The sequence below is a fragment of the Candidatus Omnitrophota bacterium genome, assembly GCA_016929445.1.
Lineage (GTDB): Bacteria > Omnitrophota > Gorgyraeia > JAFGIU01 > JAFGIU01 > JAFGIU01.
Genome location: JAFGIU010000001.1, coordinates 31,160 through 47,968, shown reverse-complemented (window position 1 = coordinate 47,968; position 16,809 = coordinate 31,160). Strand labels below are relative to the sequence as shown.

Genomic DNA, 16,809 nt, shown 5'->3' with positions numbered 1-16,809 from the left:
TCTTCCTGTCAGGTCCGGCCGCATGCAGTATTATGCAGCAAACCGTATCACGAACCGTATCATTAAGCTCTTTAGTGGTTCTTCTTTATATATCTTTGCATTCCCCAAAGTTAATTAAAGGAGCATCAGGACCTTTATAGGCCACCAGCTCCTTTGTTAACCAAAATCGTAAACAGATTTCACATGAAACAGTAACTAGAATTCTGTCTGGGGTACATCAGACTCCTTAACAGAAATGCGGACTTTGGCAAGCTTCGCGCCGCCCATTCCAAAGAGGCCCCTATTTTCTTCTGCCAAGACTCTGATTTCGACTTGATCACGTCCTACGCCCAACTGCCGCAACCCTTCGTCTATCGCTTCCTTAGCAGTCCGGCCCTCGACCTCAACCATTCTTCTTGGCTCACTCAAGAGCGTCTCCTTCTATGCGTTTGCTCCGACTTTTTGAGCAAAAAGCAGCTGGTTCCCGATCATCACAATCGTGTTGGTGAGCCAGTAGAGTACCAGCCCGGAAGGAAGATTGTAGAACACAAAACCCAGCATCAGGGGGAACCATGTCATCATCTTTTGCATCTGTTGCTGCTGATCCGTGCCCCCTGACCCGATATTTTTCTGGGACAATCGTTGCTGCATCACCATTGCTCCCATCATCATCAACGGAAGCAGATTAACGTACTCTCCCACAATGGGTAAGGCTGCAGGTATTTTCCAAAAATGGTCAGGCGCAGACAGGTCTTTGATCCAGAGAAAACCCGCCCCCCACAACTCAACGGACTGGCCCAGAACTCGATACAGCGCAATGAAAATGGGCATTTGAATAAGCAAAGGCAAACAACCTCCCATCGGATTGACCCGGTGTTCCTTATATAGGGCCATCATCTCCTTACTCATCCGCTCGGGGCTTTCCTTGTACTTGGTCCGGATCCCCTCGATCAGCGGCTGGATCTGCTGCATTTTCCGCATGGAGCTCAGACTCTTCAGACTGAGCGGAGCCAAAATAATGTTCACCATAATCGTGAGAACAATAATGGCGACACCGTAGTTCTTAAATACTCTTTCCAGGCTCCCAAGAATCCAGCGCAAGGCCTTGGCCAAGCGGCCAAAAACCCCGCTATCGATCATTCCTTGAAAGTCAGGGCTCACGGCTCCCAGGCTTTGCAGTTCATAAGGGCCGATATACATTAAGTTTGCAATACTTATCGTTTCACCACCATCCAACACAATATCATCAACGAGCTCCCACACACGAAGATCTTCTCTCCCACGCCCTTCTGCCCGCCAGCGCATCCCATCCTTGAGTTGACTTTCTTTCCAGGCCACAACAAAGTACTTGTTGGCCATGCCCACCCAACTCACCTCTTCGGACCACCCCTTCTCCAAGTTCTTGCTCAGCTTCACCTTCTGACCTTCGACAGAATCTCCCACCCGCAGCTGTGTATAATGCTGGTCTCTCTTACCGTCCAAAACAAGACCGGCCAGGGCCAGCCGCTGTACGGAAACCCTCTTCGCGTCTTGCCCTGTATTCCGGATGCTCCACTCCACCCGCATACCATACGGCATAAGCTGAGGATCCGCCTGCCACCTGGCCTGCACATGAATCTCTCCTACAGGCGCATAGTCCAGCAGGACTTGATTCTCACCAACCCTTGGGGCTTGGCGCAGCACAAGGGATTCCTCATTCAAGCTCATTGCTCCCGGACCCGGCATACCGCGCTTCACCGCCAGCACCTCCACTAAACCCTCTCCCTCACGCTTCTCGTATTCTGACATCTCTATTACTTTAATAAACCCATAGGTCTTATCAAAATAGACCTTCAGTTGGGGGCCCGGCCAAACCGTATCATCTTCGTTGTAACCCGTTGTAAACACGTCGTCTTCTGCTTTTGGCGCCTTGGACTTATCCACAGGGTGTTCCATTTCGGAATAGCTGGCGCCTTGATCCCCAAGGCCCTTCTCAGTCCTGGGCGCAGGGCTCTGTTCGGCAGGAATGAATTGTTGCAAGTAAAAGCGGTATCCCACAAGAACCGCAAGGGAGAGAACGATTGCAAGAAAAAGTCTGGGTTGCTTCATGGACGTGTCTTCCTATGGGCCGGCGAGGGCACAGGGTCAACCCCTCCGGGATGGAGAGGGTGGCACCTGGCAACACGCCAAAGGGTCAGGCCAAGGCCCTTGATAAGCCCCTTTTGGGCAAGAGCTTCCCGACAGTACTCGGAACACGTTGGGTGGAATCGACAGTGCGGGCCCAGCAGCGGACGAACCAAAATCTGGTAGCCCCGTACTATAGCCCGCAAGAAATCAGCGGGGCAGGGGAGACTTAACTGCTTGTCCAATAAGGGCTTGCATTTCATATCTTAATCTCCCCCAAGCAAGGTCCCCGTCTCCCCGATACAGAAAGACAAGGGAAGCCCCTTCCAAAGGGACTCCATCCAGACGCAGGATCTCCTTCAGTCTGCGACGGAGCCGATTACGCTCCACACTAGCGGAAACCCTCCGTTTGGGAATCACGAAGACAGGGGGTATTGTGCGATCGCCCGCTTCTTGGCAAAGCACTAAGGTCAAGGTAGGACTCTCGAATCGCTCGCCTTCGCGCAAAATCCGCGACACCTCCGCCCCCAAGCGAGTTCGAGCGCGACGTCTTGAGCCACGGCGAGAAGGCCTCTTGCCGGTCATACACCCAGGCGCGCTCTCCCTTTGCGACGGCGCGACGCCAAAACCAAACGGCCTCCGCGACTCGCCATCCGCAGCCGGAATCCGTGGCTTCGCTTTCTTTTCAAGATAGATATGGTCTTCAGGTTCTTTTTCATAATCCGGACATTATATCTATGCGCCCCAGCGGAGTCAATCGAGCATTGCCCCTTGCCTTGTATCAAAGCCCCTTGCTATACTACCTAGCACCCCTGGCCATCCCAGGCTTTCTGTGGAAACTCTGTGGATACTGTGGATAAGGGCCTTGGGAATACCTGGAATAAGCCAGGGGGGTCGCTCCTTTTAACCTGTTACCTACAATAGGGTTGTGTGGGATCCAGGTTATACTAGCTCTCCTGGGATAACCGGTGGATAACCTCTAGATATCATGACCACATCCGAGCTTTGGGAGAAATCTTTAGCCCTCTTGGGCAATAGCATCGGGGACCGAAACCTCCAGACTTGGTTCGGCCCGACACGGCTCCACAGCTGGACGGACGCCGGCGTCACGATTGCAGTCCCCAATCAGTTCCTGAGGGATTGGCTGGAAGATCACTACACGGAGGCCTTGGAAAAGGCCTGCACCACGGTGGCAGGAACCGTGATGGATGTCGAGTTTGTCACCTCTCCGGAGATTCAGGCCCCACGCGCTGTAGAAAAAAATCAATCTCTCCACGCACCTCCCTTGCAGACGCACCCACAGACAACCTATTCAGGACAACAAACCCGGCGAACAGAACGTCCCTTAAACGAAAAGTATGCCTTTGACAATTTTGTCGTGGGCCCAAGCAACCGATTTGCCCATGCGGCTTGCATGGCCATTGCCGAATCTCCGGGACGCGCGTATAACCCGCTTTTTCTGTACGGGGGCGTGGGCCTGGGCAAAACGCACTTGATGCAAGCAATCGGCAATTATCTTTTGGAGAGGGATCCGCAAACACGCGTTCTGTATATGTCGGGGGAGGAGTTTACGAACGAACTCATCAAGGCCATTCAGCACCGGTCCACCGAAGCCTTTCGCAATAAGTACCGCTCAGTGGATGTGCTGCTCGTGGATGATATCCAATTCATCGCGGGCAAAGAATCCACTCAAGAAGAGTTCTTTCATACGTTTAACGCTCTGTACGACGCGCACAAGCAGATCGTGATGTCGAGCGACCGCTCGCCCAAACAGATTCCGTCCCTGGAGGACCGCCTGGTCTCCCGCTTTGAGTGGGGCCTGGTTACGGATATTCAGCCCCCGGACATTGAAACGCGTATCGCCATTATGGGGAAAAAGTCCCAGGCAGAGGGGATCGAGCTGCCCCCGGATGTCATCCACTTCATTGCCGAACGAATCACAGCCAATATCCGTGAACTCGAAGGGGCTTTAATCCGGGTCGTGGCCTACTCCACGCTTATTAATAGAGAGGTAAGCATCCCTCTTGTGGAGGAGGTCCTGCGGGACACAATCAACAACGAACAGCGCAGGATCAGCGTGGATGCCATTCAAAAGAAGGTCGCAGACCATTTTGATATCCGGCTCTCGGACATGAAATCCCGGAAACGCACGCGAGCCGTAGCTTACCCGCGACAAATCGCAATGTATTTATGCAGGGAAATGACAGACTTTTCGCTCCCTGAGATTGGGGAGTTCTTTGGCGGCAAAGATCACACGACCGTAATGCACGCCTACGGCAAGATTCAAAAAGAGATCGCAGCAACGACACAGGTGAGGAACCTTGTGGATAGATTGCGCAATGAGATCCTCAAGCCGTCTCTGTAGTGTGGAGAACCCGCGAAACCGAACCGTATCACAGTCCGTGATACGGAATACTGGGGACTCCCGGGACGAATGCTCCACAGGGTTGTTCACACGACAACACCGTTGCATTATCATCGTTTATGGCTTTGTTCAAGGAATCCCCAGCCCTATTACGATGACTATGGGTTTTATTTAATTAAATACGTATAACCGGAGGGGAAAACGCATGCGTGTTGAAATCGAAAAAGAGGACTTGCTCAACGCAAGCCTGACAATTCAGTCGGCCATCTCGACACGAACCACTTTGCCCATCCTGGCGAATGTGCTGGTAGAGACCCAGAGCTCCGGCTTGACTCTGACGGCTACGGATCTGGATATCGGGATCTGCGCGACTGTTTGCGCCAACGTTTTGGACGAAGGATCCCTCACAATTCCGGCGCGTAAGTTCGGGGAGATTATCAAAGCCTTGCCGCCCGGAAAGGTTTTGTTGGCAGCCCGGAAAAATAATAGTTTTACAATCGAAAGCGGTCAAAGTGTATGCAGGCTTCTAGGAATTCCAAAGGAAGAGTTTCCAAAGATTCCGGAGTTGGAAAACGCGGCCGAAGTGCGGATGAATGCCTCGCGGCTAAAGGAACTGGTTGCTCTAACGTCAATCGCCATGTCTCACGACGAGACGCGCTATGTCTTGAATGGTATTCTATTAGAACTCCGCGGGAAAGAATTGAGGCTGGTTGCCACCGATGGCCGCCGGATGGCGCTGGTTCGCGAAGAACTCGAAAAGCCCTTCAAAGATAGTAAGAGAGTAATTATCCCGGTCAAAGCGGTGAATGAACTCTCACGTATGCTGGGAGAATGCGAAACCGTAGGGATTCGTTTTGCAGAGGGTCAAATTGGTTTCTGGAGTGAGAATACGTCCATTGTTGCCCGGCTGGTAGATGGCGAGTTTCCAGACTATGAGAAAGTTGTTCCTCCGGAAGCGAAGCAAAAAGTCACGGTAAATACGGAGAATTTTCTCTCCGCCGTGCGCCGGGCAAGTGTTTTCACCACACCCGATTCCCAATCTGTGCGAATCGAGGTGCGAAGTGACCGGTTGATTCTTTTGAAGAATACTCCGAGTCTAGGCGAGTTGAGAGAAGAGATTGCCGCAGAGTATGCGGGGGGCGAATTTTCGATCGGATTTAATCCCGGATATCTTATCGATGTTTTGAAGAACATTAAAGACGAGACATTGGAATTGGAATTAGTGGCTTCGGATAAGCCGGGGGTGATTCGTCTAGAGGACCGATACGTTTATATCGTATTACCTATGCAACTGAGTTGAGTGGCGGAGTGAGCGAAGCCGGCGCGTTATCCACAGTTGTTTCACAGGTGTTGAAGAGTATTCGTCAACGCCAAGGCGAAATCAGCCAACAAGACTGGCCTCGAATCGCGGGCAAGCAAATTTCAAACCACACAAAGAGCCTGGGCCTGAAAGATGGGGTGCTAACCATCATCGTAGATCACCCTGCGTGGGCCCAGCAGATTGCCGAAAGAAAAAAGAGACTGCTTGATCGCTGGAACGAGCAGGTCCCGGGGGCTCCGGTAAACGACCTGAGTGTTCGAGTGGGAGATAGATAATGGGTAAAAAGAAAGCTGCTGAGACTAAAGCCGGATCCAAATATGACGCTACCAATATCCAGGTGCTTGAGGGGATAGAGGCAGTTCGTAAACGACCGGCCATGTATATTGGCGATACTTCTGTGAGAGGGCTTCATCACTGTGTTTACGAGGTTGTGGACAATAGTGTGGACGAAGCCATGGGCGGGCACGCGCAGAATATAAATCTTGTGATTCACCAGAATGGCAGTATCACCATTACAGATGACGGGCGCGGCATTCCTGTGGATATTCATAAGTCCATGAAGAAGCCGGCCGTTGAGGTCGTTCTGACCACACTGCACGCGGGCGGCAAGTTTGACGGCGCTTCGTACAAAGTGTCCGGGGGCTTGCATGGAGTGGGGGTGTCTGTTGTTAACGCGCTTTCCGAATGGCTCGAGGTGGAAGTGAGCCGGGAAGGTAATGTCTACCATCAGCGATACGAAAAGGGTAAGGCAGTAAGTGCGCTTACGAAGGTCGGCAAATCCAGACAATCCGGTACAAGCATCACCTTTCTTCCGGACGCAAAAATTTTTGAGCAAACCACAGAATTCAGTTTTGACACACTCTGCAACCGTCTGAGAGAACTCGCCTTTCTAAACAAGGGCCTACGCATCACCATGGAGGACGAGCGCTCCGACAAGAACGTGGAGTTCAAGTTCGAAGGCGGCATTGTCGAGTTTGTCAATCATTTGAACAAGAACAAGAATCCTCTGCATCGCAAGGTGATTTATCTCCAAAAGGAGAAAGATAATGTCATTATTGAGATCGCCCTTCAATACAATGATACGTATGCAGAGAATATTTTCAGTTTTGCCAATAACATCAATACGATCGAAGGCGGGACACATCTCTCGGGGTTTAAGTCGGCGCTCACCCGTGTGATCAATCAATACGCAAAACAGAAAAAGGCTGCCAAGGACAAAGCCGCTTCGATTTCCGGCGAGGACGTGCGCGAAGGCCTTACGGGAGTGATCAGCGTTAAGCTCCCGCAGCCGCAGTTTGAAGGCCAAACAAAAACGAAGTTGGGCAACAGCGAAGTCGAAGGGATTGTTGCTTCGTTAACCATTGAAATTCTGGGCTCGTTCTTCGAGGAAAACCCCTCCGTAGGAAATGCCATTGCGAACAAAGCAATTATGGCCTCTCGCGCCAGAGAGGCGGCGCGCCACGCGCGGGATCTGACGCGGCGTAAATCAGCGTTGGATTCGGGAAGCCTGCCGGGCAAGCTGGCGGACTGTTCCGAAAAGGATGCGGCCCTATGCGAAGTCTATCTGGTCGAGGGGGATTCGGCCGGAGGCTCTGCAAAGCAGGGAAGAGACCGGCGATTCCAGGCGATCCTGCCGCTAAAAGGAAAGATTTTGAATGTGGAACGCGCACGTCTGGACAAGATTCTGAGCAACGAGGAAATCCGCACCATCATCTCGGCCTTAGGCACGGGGGTGGGGCAGGACTTCGACTTGGAAAAGCTGCGTTACCATAAGATCATTCTAATGTGTGATGCCGATGTGGATGGATCGCATATCCGGACACTGCTGTTAACCTTCCTGTTCCGTCAAATGCCGGCTTTGGTCGAAATGGAACATGTCTACATCGCCCAACCGCCTCTTTACAAAATCAAGAGGGGCAAGCGCGAGGAGTATATACAAACAGAAGGGCAGATGAGTGGTCTTCTCTTGGATCTTGGGTGTGAAGATCACGAACTGACTGTTAAGGTCGGGAAGACCCGCAAGAGTTACAAAGGCCAGGAGCTGTTGGACCTGATGCATTTTGCGACTGATTTGGAGCGTTTGGCCTCCGCGGTGGAAAAGCGTGGAGTGTCGTTGGAAAAGTATCTCGTACAGCGGGAACGCAAGACAGGCCGGCTTCCGCGATTTTTAGTGCGTCGTGAGGAGGAAGAAAAGTTCATCTACGATGACGAAGGTTTAGCGAAGTACCTTGCAGAATCCAAGGGCGAGGGAGAAGAAGAAATCCAGGTGACGGGTTTAAGAGCTGCGGGCGGAACGGATGTTCTTCGATTTTTCGGATCCAACGAGATTGAGGAAGTGGTCAACAAACTGGATAAGCTGGGGATAGATGTGCAGTCAGGCGCCTTTTCATCCGAGGATTCCAATCACGTCTTTGTCTTTGCGAACGGCAACGACTCCCAGGAAGTGCCGAACCTAAAACAGCTTGTGATCCGTGTTCGGGAGCTGGGGCGCAAAGGAATGCATATCCAGCGTTACAAAGGTTTGGGTGAGATGAATCCGGAACAACTCTGGACAACCACCATGGATCCGGAAAAACGCACAATTCTAAAGGTGACGATGGAAGACGCGGTTCAGGCAGACGAAATGTTTACCGTTCTCATGGGGAGTGAGGTTGAGTCACGGCGTAAGTTCATCGAAGAACACGCTCCCGAAGTAAAGAATTTGGACATCTAAAATGTACACACGCAACGAAAAAATCATTCCAATTTATATCGAAGACGAAATGCGGGACTCGTATATTACGTATGCCATGAGTGTGATTGTCGGCCGTGCGCTGCCCGATGTGCGTGATGGTCTTAAACCGGTACACCGGCGTATTCTTTACGCGATGAAGGAACTGGCTCTCGAGGCCAACAAACCCTACAAGAAGAGCGCGCGTATTGTCGGTGAGGTTTTGGGTAAATACCACCCACACGGTGATTCCGCCGTATACGATGCGCTCGTGCGTATGGTTCAAGATTTCTCATTGCGTTACCCGCTTGTGGACGGCCAGGGAAACTTCGGTTCTATTGACGGAGACTCTGCCGCCGCTATGCGGTATACCGAAGCCCGTATGGCGCGGCCGAGCCAGCTGATCCTCGAAGATATCGACAAAGAGACGGTCGACTTTGTTCCGAATTTCGACGAAAGCCTGCAAGAACCCACGGTTATGCCCGGGATGTTACCGAATTTGTTGGTCAACGGATCCGGGGGTATTGCCGTGGGAATGGCCACAAATATCCCGCCGCAGAATCTCACCGAGGTTGTGAAGGGGATTTGCCATCTGATCGACAATCCGGATTGTACGGTCAAGGACCTGATGCGTTTTGTGAAAGGTCCGGATTTTCCTACCGGAGCGCTGATCAGCGGGCGCGAGGGCATCAAGTCCGCTTACGAAACCGGACGCGGGAGCATCAAGGTAAGGGCCAAAGCCCACATCGAAACACAAAAGAACAACCGGCAGTCCATTATCATTACGGCAATTCCTTATCAGGTGAATAAGGCCAACCTCATCGAGTCGATTGCCAATTTAGTGCAGACCAAAAAGATTGATGGAATCAGTGATATCCGTGATGAGTCTGACAGGGACGGTTTGCGCGTTGTGATAGATCTGAAGCGCGATGTGATCGCAGATGTGGTTCTGAACCAGCTTTACAAGCACACCCAGATGCGCACCAGCTTTGGTGTAATCATGCTGGCGTTGGTGGATAACCGCCCGAAGATTCTGACGCTCAAGGGGATGATGGAGGAGTATCTGCGCCATCGTAAACAGATCATTATCCGGCGCACGCAGTTTGAGTTGGATAAGGCGCGCCGGAGAGCGCATATTTTGGAAGGCTTTAAAATTGCAATAAAGTTTTTGGACGAGGTGATTCGGTTGATCCGCCGCTCCAAAACTCCGCAGGAAGCCAAAGACGGACTGATGCAACGCTTCAAGCTTTCGGATGTCCAGTCACAGGCCATCCTGGAGATGCAGCTTCAGCGTTTAACGGCGCTGGAACGGGACAAGATCGATAACGAATATCTCGAGCTCATCAAGAGGATTGAATACCTGGAGTCGATCCTCAAGAGCGAGGCCAAAATCCTCCAGATAATAAAAACCGAACTCGAAGAGCTCAATGAAAAGTTCGGGGATGCGCGGCGAACGGAAATTGTGGCCGATGCCGGCGAGTTCTCGATAGAGGATTTGATTGCAGAGGAAGATGTGGTCATCACAGTCAGCCATGCGGGCTATGTGAAGAGACTTCCGGTGAGCGCCTACAGAAAACAGAACAGGGGAGGTGTCGGAATCTCTGGAGCGGGAACCAAGGAAGACGATTTTATCGAGAGTCTTTCGATAGCCTCCACCCATGATTACATGCTTATCTTTACGACTACGGGCAAGCTCCACTGGATCAAAGTCCACGAGATTCCGCATGCCGGACGCACCTCGCGCGGCAAAGCGATTGTGAACTTTCTGCAACTGGAGGGCAACGAGAAGATCGCCTCGTACCTGGCGATTCGTGAGTTTGCGGAAGACAGGTATGTTGTCATGGCCACGAGCATGGGCGTGATCAAAAAGACCCCTCTTGCGGCCTTTGCCAACCCGCGCAAGGGAGGCATTATTGCCATGACTTTGGAGAAGGAAGAGGAGCTCATCGGGGTGGAGATCACGGATGGCGATCAGGACCTTATGTTGTGCACTCAAGACGGGCGGGCGATTCGTTTTCATGAGACCGATGTGCGGTCCATGGGCCGGAGCGCGCGCGGCGTGCGGGGGATTGTGGTGGGCAAGAAGGAAAAGGTGATCGCCCTGGAGGTCGTGCAGTCGGACCAAAGCCTGCTGACGGTGACTTCAGGCGGCTTGGGTAAACGCACTAAGCTCAGCCAGTATCGTGTACAGACCCGGGGCGGTAAAGGGATTACCAATATCAAGTTAGCTGCCAAGAGCGGCCTCGTAACCGGCCTGGCCATGGTGACAGATGAGGACGAAATTTTGGCGATGACGAGCGGGGGCATGATTGTTAGAATGTCTGTTTCCGATATCCGGACTTCGGGCCGCAGCACCCAGGGAGTGCGGGTCATGCGGCTCAAGGAAGGAGACCGGATTACAGGGATCGCGAAGCTTCCTGTGGCGGGCACGGAGCCGGATCAGTTGAATGGGGCAGTCATCCAAACAGAGACCCCGGCGGTGCACGCCGAGCTTCCTGGCGATCTTGAAGAAGAGCCGGATGATTTGGAGGATGCGGGGGCCGGGGCGCTTGATGCCGGATCTGAGCCCGAGCCTGCAAAAAAGAAGGCGACTGCAAAGAAGTCGCCGGCTGCTAAGAAAGTTGTGAAGAAGGCTGCTCCCAAGAAGGCGCCGGCCCCAAAAGCCGTCAAGAAGAAGTCCTCCAAGAAGAAGAGCCGGTAATTAGCGTATTTTCTGCGACCCCATCGTCTAGCCTGGCCTAAGACAACGGCCTTTCGAGCCGTCGACGGGGGTTCGAATCCCCCTGGGGTCGCCATTTTTGGGTGTCAGACAACAAAGGAAACATTATGCACACTGCCGCACTCACACAAGCGCAAATCCGCGAGCGCAATCTTGTCTCCAGCGCCTTCGGTTGGATGGCAATAGGCCTGGGCGTGACCGCGCTCCTGGCTTGGGCCACGGCGCACAACGAGGCCTTGCTCCGGCTCCTGTTCAGCAATCCAATCCTTATGATCGGGCTTTTTGTTGCACAGATTGGGTTGGTCATTTATCTCTCCGCTCGTATCCAAGCCATGTCTCTACAGGCGGCCATGGGGGCCTTTTTTGTCTATAGCGGTCTGATGGGCCTGACCCTCTCCTCCATTTTTATCATCTATGCGCGCGCCACCCTCACCTCCGCGTTTACCGTGACAGCCGGGACTTTCGCCCTGACTGCGGTCTATGGATTTAGCACCAAGCGCGATTTGACCAGTGTGGGTAATTTGGCTTTTATGGGCTTAATCGGTATTATTCTGGCGAGTCTGGTGAATATGTTCATGCACAGTCCGGCTGTTTACTGGGCGACCACTTATCTCGGTGTCTTGATTTTTGTGGCCCTGACTGCCTATGATGTTCAGCGCATTAAGGCGATGGACCAGATGTCCTACTCAGGTGAGGAGAGCTACCAGAAAGCCGCAATTTTGGGTGCACTAAGGCTCTACCTGGATTTCATCAATCTCTTTCTTTTTATTTTGCGGATTATGGGCTCTAGAAGATAGTCGGAGGATAAGATGGCTCATGTAGTAACCTCTGTTTGTGAGAACTGCAAATACACGGATTGTGTGGCGGTTTGTCCGGTGGATGCGTTTCGCGAGGGCGAAAACCGGCTCTATATTGATCCGGATACGTGCATTGACTGCGAATTGTGCGTGCCGGAGTGTCCTGTGCATGCAATTTACAGCGAGGACGATCTTCCTGAAGGGCAACAGGACCAAATCGAGCTGAACGCGTTGAAGGCTGCAGAGTGTCCTGAAATCACGGAGTCGAAAGACGCTCTCCCAACCGCGCCGCCCCGTCCGGAATGACGGGCGAGACCGATGACCTGAGAAGCGCAGCGAAGAAGGATCTGTGTAAATAGGGCCCTTCCCCACGATTGTGGGCGAGGGGCTTTCTTCTGAGAGGAGAAATTACATGGGGATGGATGAGCGTATCTTGGTGGTGCCGCGAACGGAACTTTTTGCCAAAGAGGCTTTGCAGGGCTTTTGTGCGCTGAATGACCGGGATTACCTGGCGACGATTTTGAATTCGTATCAGTATAGGGTGCGCGGCGAGGTAGAGTCAGACCCTTCGTTCAAACAGATTATTCCTTATGTCATGATCCGTGAGATGGGCGATCCTGGGGCGGCCCCGCGTTACTTTGTGTTTCAGCGCACCAAAAAGGCGGGGGAGAATCGCTTGCATGACCTGTTTTCCATCGGGATCGGAGGACACATTTCTCAAGAGGATGAAGGAGTGATCGAAGTTCCGTTGGGCCTGGAGACCGGGCAGCTGGAGCAACAGCTGGGAAAGGACAGCCGGACCTTTTTGAAGGGACCTCTCTTTGCTGGATTTTTGCGGGAGTTGGGGGAAGAAGTCAGCTTGCCGGAACGCACGGAGGTGAGTCTGGCGGGCTTTCTCAACGACGATTCTAACGAGGTGGGCCGGGTTCATCTGGGTTTGGTTTTTGAGATCGATGCTTGGGGCCCGGTGAAGCGGTCGGCCGAAGTGCAGGAGTTGCTCGGACAGACCCGGCCTTTGGATGAGATCGAAACATTGGTTGAGAAGATGGAGACGTGGTCTCAGATTCTGGTGACCCAACATCTCCTTGTGAAGCATGCCTAGCGTTCCGCTGGATCATGATTTGTATTTGGTAGCCACTCCCATCGGGAATCTGCAGGACATGAGCCCGCGGGCCGTGGAGGTTCTTCAAGGGGTGGATCTCATTGCCGCAGAAGACACCCGGCATACACGCAAGCTTTGCGCGCACTGGAATATCTCCACCGACATCCAGAGCTTTCACGAACACAACGAGCGCGACAAAGCCCCGGGGCTTGTGGCTGCCATGAAATGCGGACGCCGCGTGGCGCTGGTTTGCGACGCGGGCACGCCATCCATTAGCGACCCGGGATTCCCTTTGGTGCGGCTCGCGATCAAAGAGAGCCTGAAGGTGGCGGCTGTTCCCGGCCCGTCCTCTCTCTTGGCTGCGTTGGTTGTGTCGGGCCTGCCCACGGACCGATTCCATTTTGAAGGATTTCTCTCCAACAAAGGCGCTACCCGGCGCCGCAGGCTCAAAGAACTTTCGGAGTACAGCCACACGCTGGTCTTTTTTGAAAGCCCTCACCGCATTGTGAAGGCCCTGATCGATGCGGCGGAGATCCTGGGCGATCGTCCTGCCAGTCTTTCCCGTGAACTCACCAAGAAGTTCGAAGAGACCCTGCACGGTACCTTGCCGGAACTGCTGGACCATGTGCAGACCAAAGCCCCCAAAGGCGAACTTGTGCTCGTCATTTCCGGCGCTAAGAAATAACGGTGCCAGGCACCGGTGCCTGGCACCGAGTGGGACACCGAGGCTTGACCCCGATGCGATCGAGTGATACGCTTAACAACAATCCACGCCAACCTTTAACTCGGTCCGGAGAGGCTGAGAAGGTCAGAGAGAAATGCTAAACCTTAGAAAACAAACGAGTTTTAACCCCGGCTCTGTGCAGGGTGCGCGCAGGGGACGGGGTATTTTTTTGCCTTGATGGGAGAGGGAATGAATTCTGGACACCAGATTATGGATTCCGAGGGGATGAACCGGGCGCTCACGCGCATGGCCCATGAAATCCTGGAACGAAACAAGAGCATTGAAAACTTAATCTTGATCGGGGTTCGTCGGCGGGGGGCGGTGCTGGCAGAACGCCTGGCCGAGCTCATCAAGAGTATTGACGGTACGCCTCCTCCGGTGGGGGCCATCGACATCAACCTGTATCGGGATGATCTCTCTACAGTGGCGAGTCAACCCATTGTGCGCGAAACCGAAATCCCATTGGATCTCAAGGACCAGAAGGTGGTTGTGGTTGACGATGTTCTCTTCACAGGGCGCACGATTCGCTCAGCGCTTGTGGCTCTTATGGACTTTGGCCGGCCCCAATACATCCAGCTGGCCGTATTAGTGGATCGCGGGCACCGGGAACTTCCGATACGTCCGGATTATGTGGGAAAGAATCTGCCTACCAATTTCCGGGATGTGGTGCATGTGAATGTGCGGGAGATCGACGACTCCGACGAAGTCATGGTGGAGGTTTCCAATGAGTAGACTCCAAGAAAAACCCGCAGCCAAATGGAGTCGCAAGGATCTGCTTGAGTTACGGGAGATGAGTGCTGAGGAGATTCTGTTGATTCTGGATACGGCGCGTTCTTTTCGCGAAGTCACTACACGGGCCGTTAAGAAGGTGCCTGCCCTGCGTGGTAAGACTGTGGCAATACTCTTTTCCGAGCCTTCCACGCGCACCCGGATCTCTTTTGAATTGGCAGCCAAGCGGCTGAGTGCGGATATCATCAGCGTCCAGACAGCTCAATCGAGTTTGGTCAAGGGCGAAAGCCTGCACGATACGGCCCGTAATATTGAGGCCATGCGCGCAGACATCTTGGTTGTGCGGCACGGTGCAAGCGGTGTGCCCCATCAGCTGGCGCGTGTTGTGTCCTGCTCGATCGTCAACGGGGGCGACGGCTCTCACGAACACCCCACCCAAGCTTTGCTGGATCTATTTACCATCCGCGAACACATCGGCCACATCGAGGGACTCAAAGTTAGTATCATTGGCGACATCGCGCACTCGCGTGTGGCGCGTTCCAATATCGCGGGCATGACCAAGCTCGGTGCCAAGGTGACCGTGTGCGGACCGCCCACGCTCATACCAAGGGGTATTGAACAGCAGGGTGTGGATGTGACGTATGACGTACACGAAGCCATTGAGGATGCGGATGTGATTTATGTGTTGCGCCTGCAACTGGAGAGACAGGACGAAGGACTCTTCCCTTCCATCCGGGAATATGCTGCGACCTTCGGCATTAACAGTGCCAAGATGCAGAGGGCTAAGCCCACGGCGTTAGTGATGCACCCGGGTCCGATCAACCGGGGGATTGAGTTGTCTCCGGACGTGGCTGACGGGTCGCACTCGGTTATTTTGGAGCAGGTTACTAATGGGATTGCGGTTCGCATGGCTTGTTTGTATTTGATTGCAGGAGTGAAGGCCGGAGAGTGAGGAGAGTTGAACGATGCGTATTCTGATTAAGGGCGGCCATGTGGTGGATCCGGCCAATAAAATTGACGAGCTGCGCGATGTATTGATCCAGGACGGCCGGATCGTAAAGGTGCAAAAGAATATCAAAGAAGCCGTGGACGAGATTATCAATGCCTCGGGCAAGCATGTGTTTCCGGGCCTGGTCGATGTGCACACTCATCTGAGACAGCCGGGACAGGAAGGAAAGGAAACCATCGAGAGCGGCAGCCGGGCCGCAGCCAAGGGCGGTTTTACAAGTGTTTGCTGTATGCCCAACACCAAGCCGGTGATTGATGAGCGCTCTCTGGTGCAGATGATCTATGCAGAGGCCGAGCGGGTAGGACTCATCAAAGTGTTTCCTTTCGGAGCCGTGACCAAAAACTTGGAAGGCAAGTTGCTGTCGGAGATCGGCGAACTCAAAGATGCGGGTGTGGTCGCCCTCTCCGATGACGGCCGCCCGGTGTATTCCAGCAAGGTCATGCGACACGCCTTGGAATATGCCAAAATGTTTGATCTGCGGATCTCCGACCACTGCCAAGACCTGGATTTGTCCGAGGGTGCGGTGATGCACGAGGGTGTCGTATCCACCGAGCTGGGGCTTAAGGGGATGCCCGCGGCCAGCGAAACCGTGATGGTGGCCCGGGATATTGAGCTGGCGGAAATGACCGGCGGAAAATTGCACATTGCGCACGCCAGTTGCGCAGGGTCGATATGGCAGGTGCGCGAGGCCAAGGCGCGGGGTGTGGATGTGACCTGTGAAGTCTGTCCTCACCACTTTAGCCTTTCCCATGAGGCCGTCCGCAACTATGACCCCTGTACGAAAATGTATCCGCCTCTGCGCACGCAGGAAGACATCATTGCGATCAAAGAGGGTCTGGCCGACGGCACTGTGGATTGTATTGCCACGGACCATGCTCCCCATACTCAGTGGGAAAAGGAAATGGAATACAATGTGGCGCCTTGCGGAATCATCGGACTGGAAACAGCATTCTCTTTGTCTCTAAAGGAACTGGTCCACACGAAGATTCTGACGCTTTCGCAGCTCATTGATAAAATGAGCTCGGCCCCGGCCAAGATTTTCGCTCTTCCTGCGGGATCGTTGAGCGAGGGGGTTGATGCTGATGTTGCCCTGGTGGATTTAGAGTCCGAGTGGACCGTGAAAGAAGAAGAGATTCATTCTAAATCCAAGAACACTCCGTTTATGGGAATGACTTTGCCCGGGGTTATTGAAATGACCCTGTGCCGCGGCAAGATTGTGTATCGAAAATAACGGTGTCAGGCACTGGTGCC

The 16,809-nt window shown here is 53.3% G+C and carries 16 protein-coding genes, 1 tRNA gene and 1 pseudogene; 13 read left to right on the top strand and 5 right to left on the bottom strand.

The window, feature by feature from the left end; genetic code table 11:
- Positions 1-195: 195 nt before the first annotated feature.
- The 5 genes from JW937_00245 to rpmH form a co-directional block, all read right to left on the bottom strand.
- Positions 196-408, bottom strand: a complete 213-nt coding sequence (locus JW937_00245; protein MBN1585839.1) for a Jag N-terminal domain-containing protein — start codon at positions 406-408, stop codon at positions 196-198.
- 12 nt (positions 409-420) lie between these two features.
- Positions 421-2,067 (bottom strand): YidC/Oxa1 family insertase periplasmic-domain containing protein, encoded by a 1,647-nt coding sequence (locus JW937_00240; GenBank protein MBN1585838.1) that lies wholly within the window; start codon positions 2,065-2,067, stop codon positions 421-423.
- The gene (gene yidD, locus JW937_00235) at positions 2,064-2,345 is read right to left on the bottom strand and encodes a membrane protein insertion efficiency factor YidD (GenBank protein MBN1585837.1); all 282 of its coding nucleotides are present in this window, start codon (positions 2,343-2,345) and stop codon (positions 2,064-2,066) included. The genes JW937_00240 and yidD overlap by 4 nt, the downstream gene beginning before the upstream one ends.
- Positions 2,293-2,601 carry a ribonuclease P protein component gene (locus JW937_00230; GenBank protein MBN1585836.1) on the bottom strand — a complete coding sequence of 103 codons (309 nt, stop codon included), beginning with the start codon at positions 2,599-2,601 and terminating at the stop codon, positions 2,293-2,295. Before JW937_00230 ends, yidD begins: the two co-directional genes overlap by 53 nt.
- A gap of 62 nt (positions 2,602-2,663) precedes the next feature.
- Positions 2,664-2,801 carry a 50S ribosomal protein L34 gene (gene rpmH / locus JW937_00225; protein ID MBN1585835.1) on the bottom strand — a complete coding sequence of 46 codons (138 nt, stop codon included), beginning with the start codon at positions 2,799-2,801 and terminating at the stop codon, positions 2,664-2,666.
- A gap of 269 nt (positions 2,802-3,070) precedes the next feature.
- Here rpmH and dnaA point away from each other — a divergent pair, with 269 nt between their 5' ends.
- The 13 genes and pseudogenes from dnaA (at position 3,071) to JW937_00160 (ending at position 16,789) form a co-directional block, all read left to right on the top strand.
- A complete protein-coding gene (gene dnaA / locus JW937_00220) occupies positions 3,071-4,447 on the top strand; it encodes a chromosomal replication initiator protein DnaA (GenBank protein ID MBN1585834.1) in 1,377 nt (458 codons plus the stop codon).
- A gap of 205 nt (positions 4,448-4,652) precedes the next feature.
- Positions 4,653-5,747, top strand: a complete 1,095-nt coding sequence (gene dnaN, locus JW937_00215; protein MBN1585833.1) for a DNA polymerase III subunit beta — start codon at positions 4,653-4,655, stop codon at positions 5,745-5,747.
- Positions 5,748-5,755: 8 nt separating this feature from the next.
- Positions 5,756-6,043: a DUF721 domain-containing protein gene (locus JW937_00210; protein ID MBN1585832.1), complete on the top strand. Its 288-nt coding sequence runs from the start codon at positions 5,756-5,758 to the stop codon at positions 6,041-6,043.
- Complete coding sequence (gene gyrB / locus JW937_00205) at positions 6,043-8,481, top strand: DNA topoisomerase (ATP-hydrolyzing) subunit B (GenBank protein MBN1585831.1); 2,439 nt, start codon at positions 6,043-6,045, stop codon at positions 8,479-8,481. Before JW937_00210 ends, gyrB begins: the two co-directional genes overlap by 1 nt.
- Position 8,482: 1 nt before the next feature.
- Positions 8,483-10,894, top strand: a pseudogene (gene gyrA, locus JW937_00200) (DNA gyrase subunit A).
- Between the two features lie 301 nt (positions 10,895-11,195).
- Positions 11,196-11,273, top strand: a tRNA-Glu gene (locus tag JW937_00195).
- A gap of 31 nt (positions 11,274-11,304) precedes the next feature.
- Complete coding sequence (locus tag JW937_00190) at positions 11,305-11,994, top strand: Bax inhibitor-1/YccA family protein (GenBank protein MBN1585830.1); 690 nt, start codon at positions 11,305-11,307, stop codon at positions 11,992-11,994.
- 12 nt (positions 11,995-12,006) lie between these two features.
- Positions 12,007-12,300 (top strand): 4Fe-4S binding protein, encoded by a 294-nt coding sequence (locus JW937_00185; protein ID MBN1585829.1) that lies wholly within the window; start codon positions 12,007-12,009, stop codon positions 12,298-12,300.
- Positions 12,301-12,412: 112 nt separating this feature from the next.
- The gene (locus JW937_00180) at positions 12,413-13,096 is read left to right on the top strand and encodes a hypothetical protein (protein ID MBN1585828.1); all 684 of its coding nucleotides are present in this window, start codon (positions 12,413-12,415) and stop codon (positions 13,094-13,096) included.
- Positions 13,089-13,781 carry a 16S rRNA (cytidine(1402)-2'-O)-methyltransferase gene (rsmI, locus tag JW937_00175; protein ID MBN1585827.1) on the top strand — a complete coding sequence of 231 codons (693 nt, stop codon included), beginning with the start codon at positions 13,089-13,091 and terminating at the stop codon, positions 13,779-13,781. Before JW937_00180 ends, rsmI begins: the two co-directional genes overlap by 8 nt.
- A 216-nt stretch (positions 13,782-13,997) precedes the next feature.
- Positions 13,998-14,552 carry a bifunctional pyr operon transcriptional regulator/uracil phosphoribosyltransferase PyrR gene (gene pyrR, locus JW937_00170; protein MBN1585826.1) on the top strand — a complete coding sequence of 185 codons (555 nt, stop codon included), beginning with the start codon at positions 13,998-14,000 and terminating at the stop codon, positions 14,550-14,552.
- Positions 14,545-15,501 carry an aspartate carbamoyltransferase catalytic subunit gene (locus JW937_00165; GenBank protein MBN1585825.1) on the top strand — a complete coding sequence of 319 codons (957 nt, stop codon included), beginning with the start codon at positions 14,545-14,547 and terminating at the stop codon, positions 15,499-15,501. The genes pyrR and JW937_00165 overlap by 8 nt, the downstream gene beginning before the upstream one ends.
- 13 nt (positions 15,502-15,514) lie before the next feature.
- Positions 15,515-16,789 (top strand): dihydroorotase, encoded by a 1,275-nt coding sequence (locus tag JW937_00160; protein MBN1585824.1) that lies wholly within the window; start codon positions 15,515-15,517, stop codon positions 16,787-16,789.
- Positions 16,790-16,809: the final 20 nt, after the last annotated feature.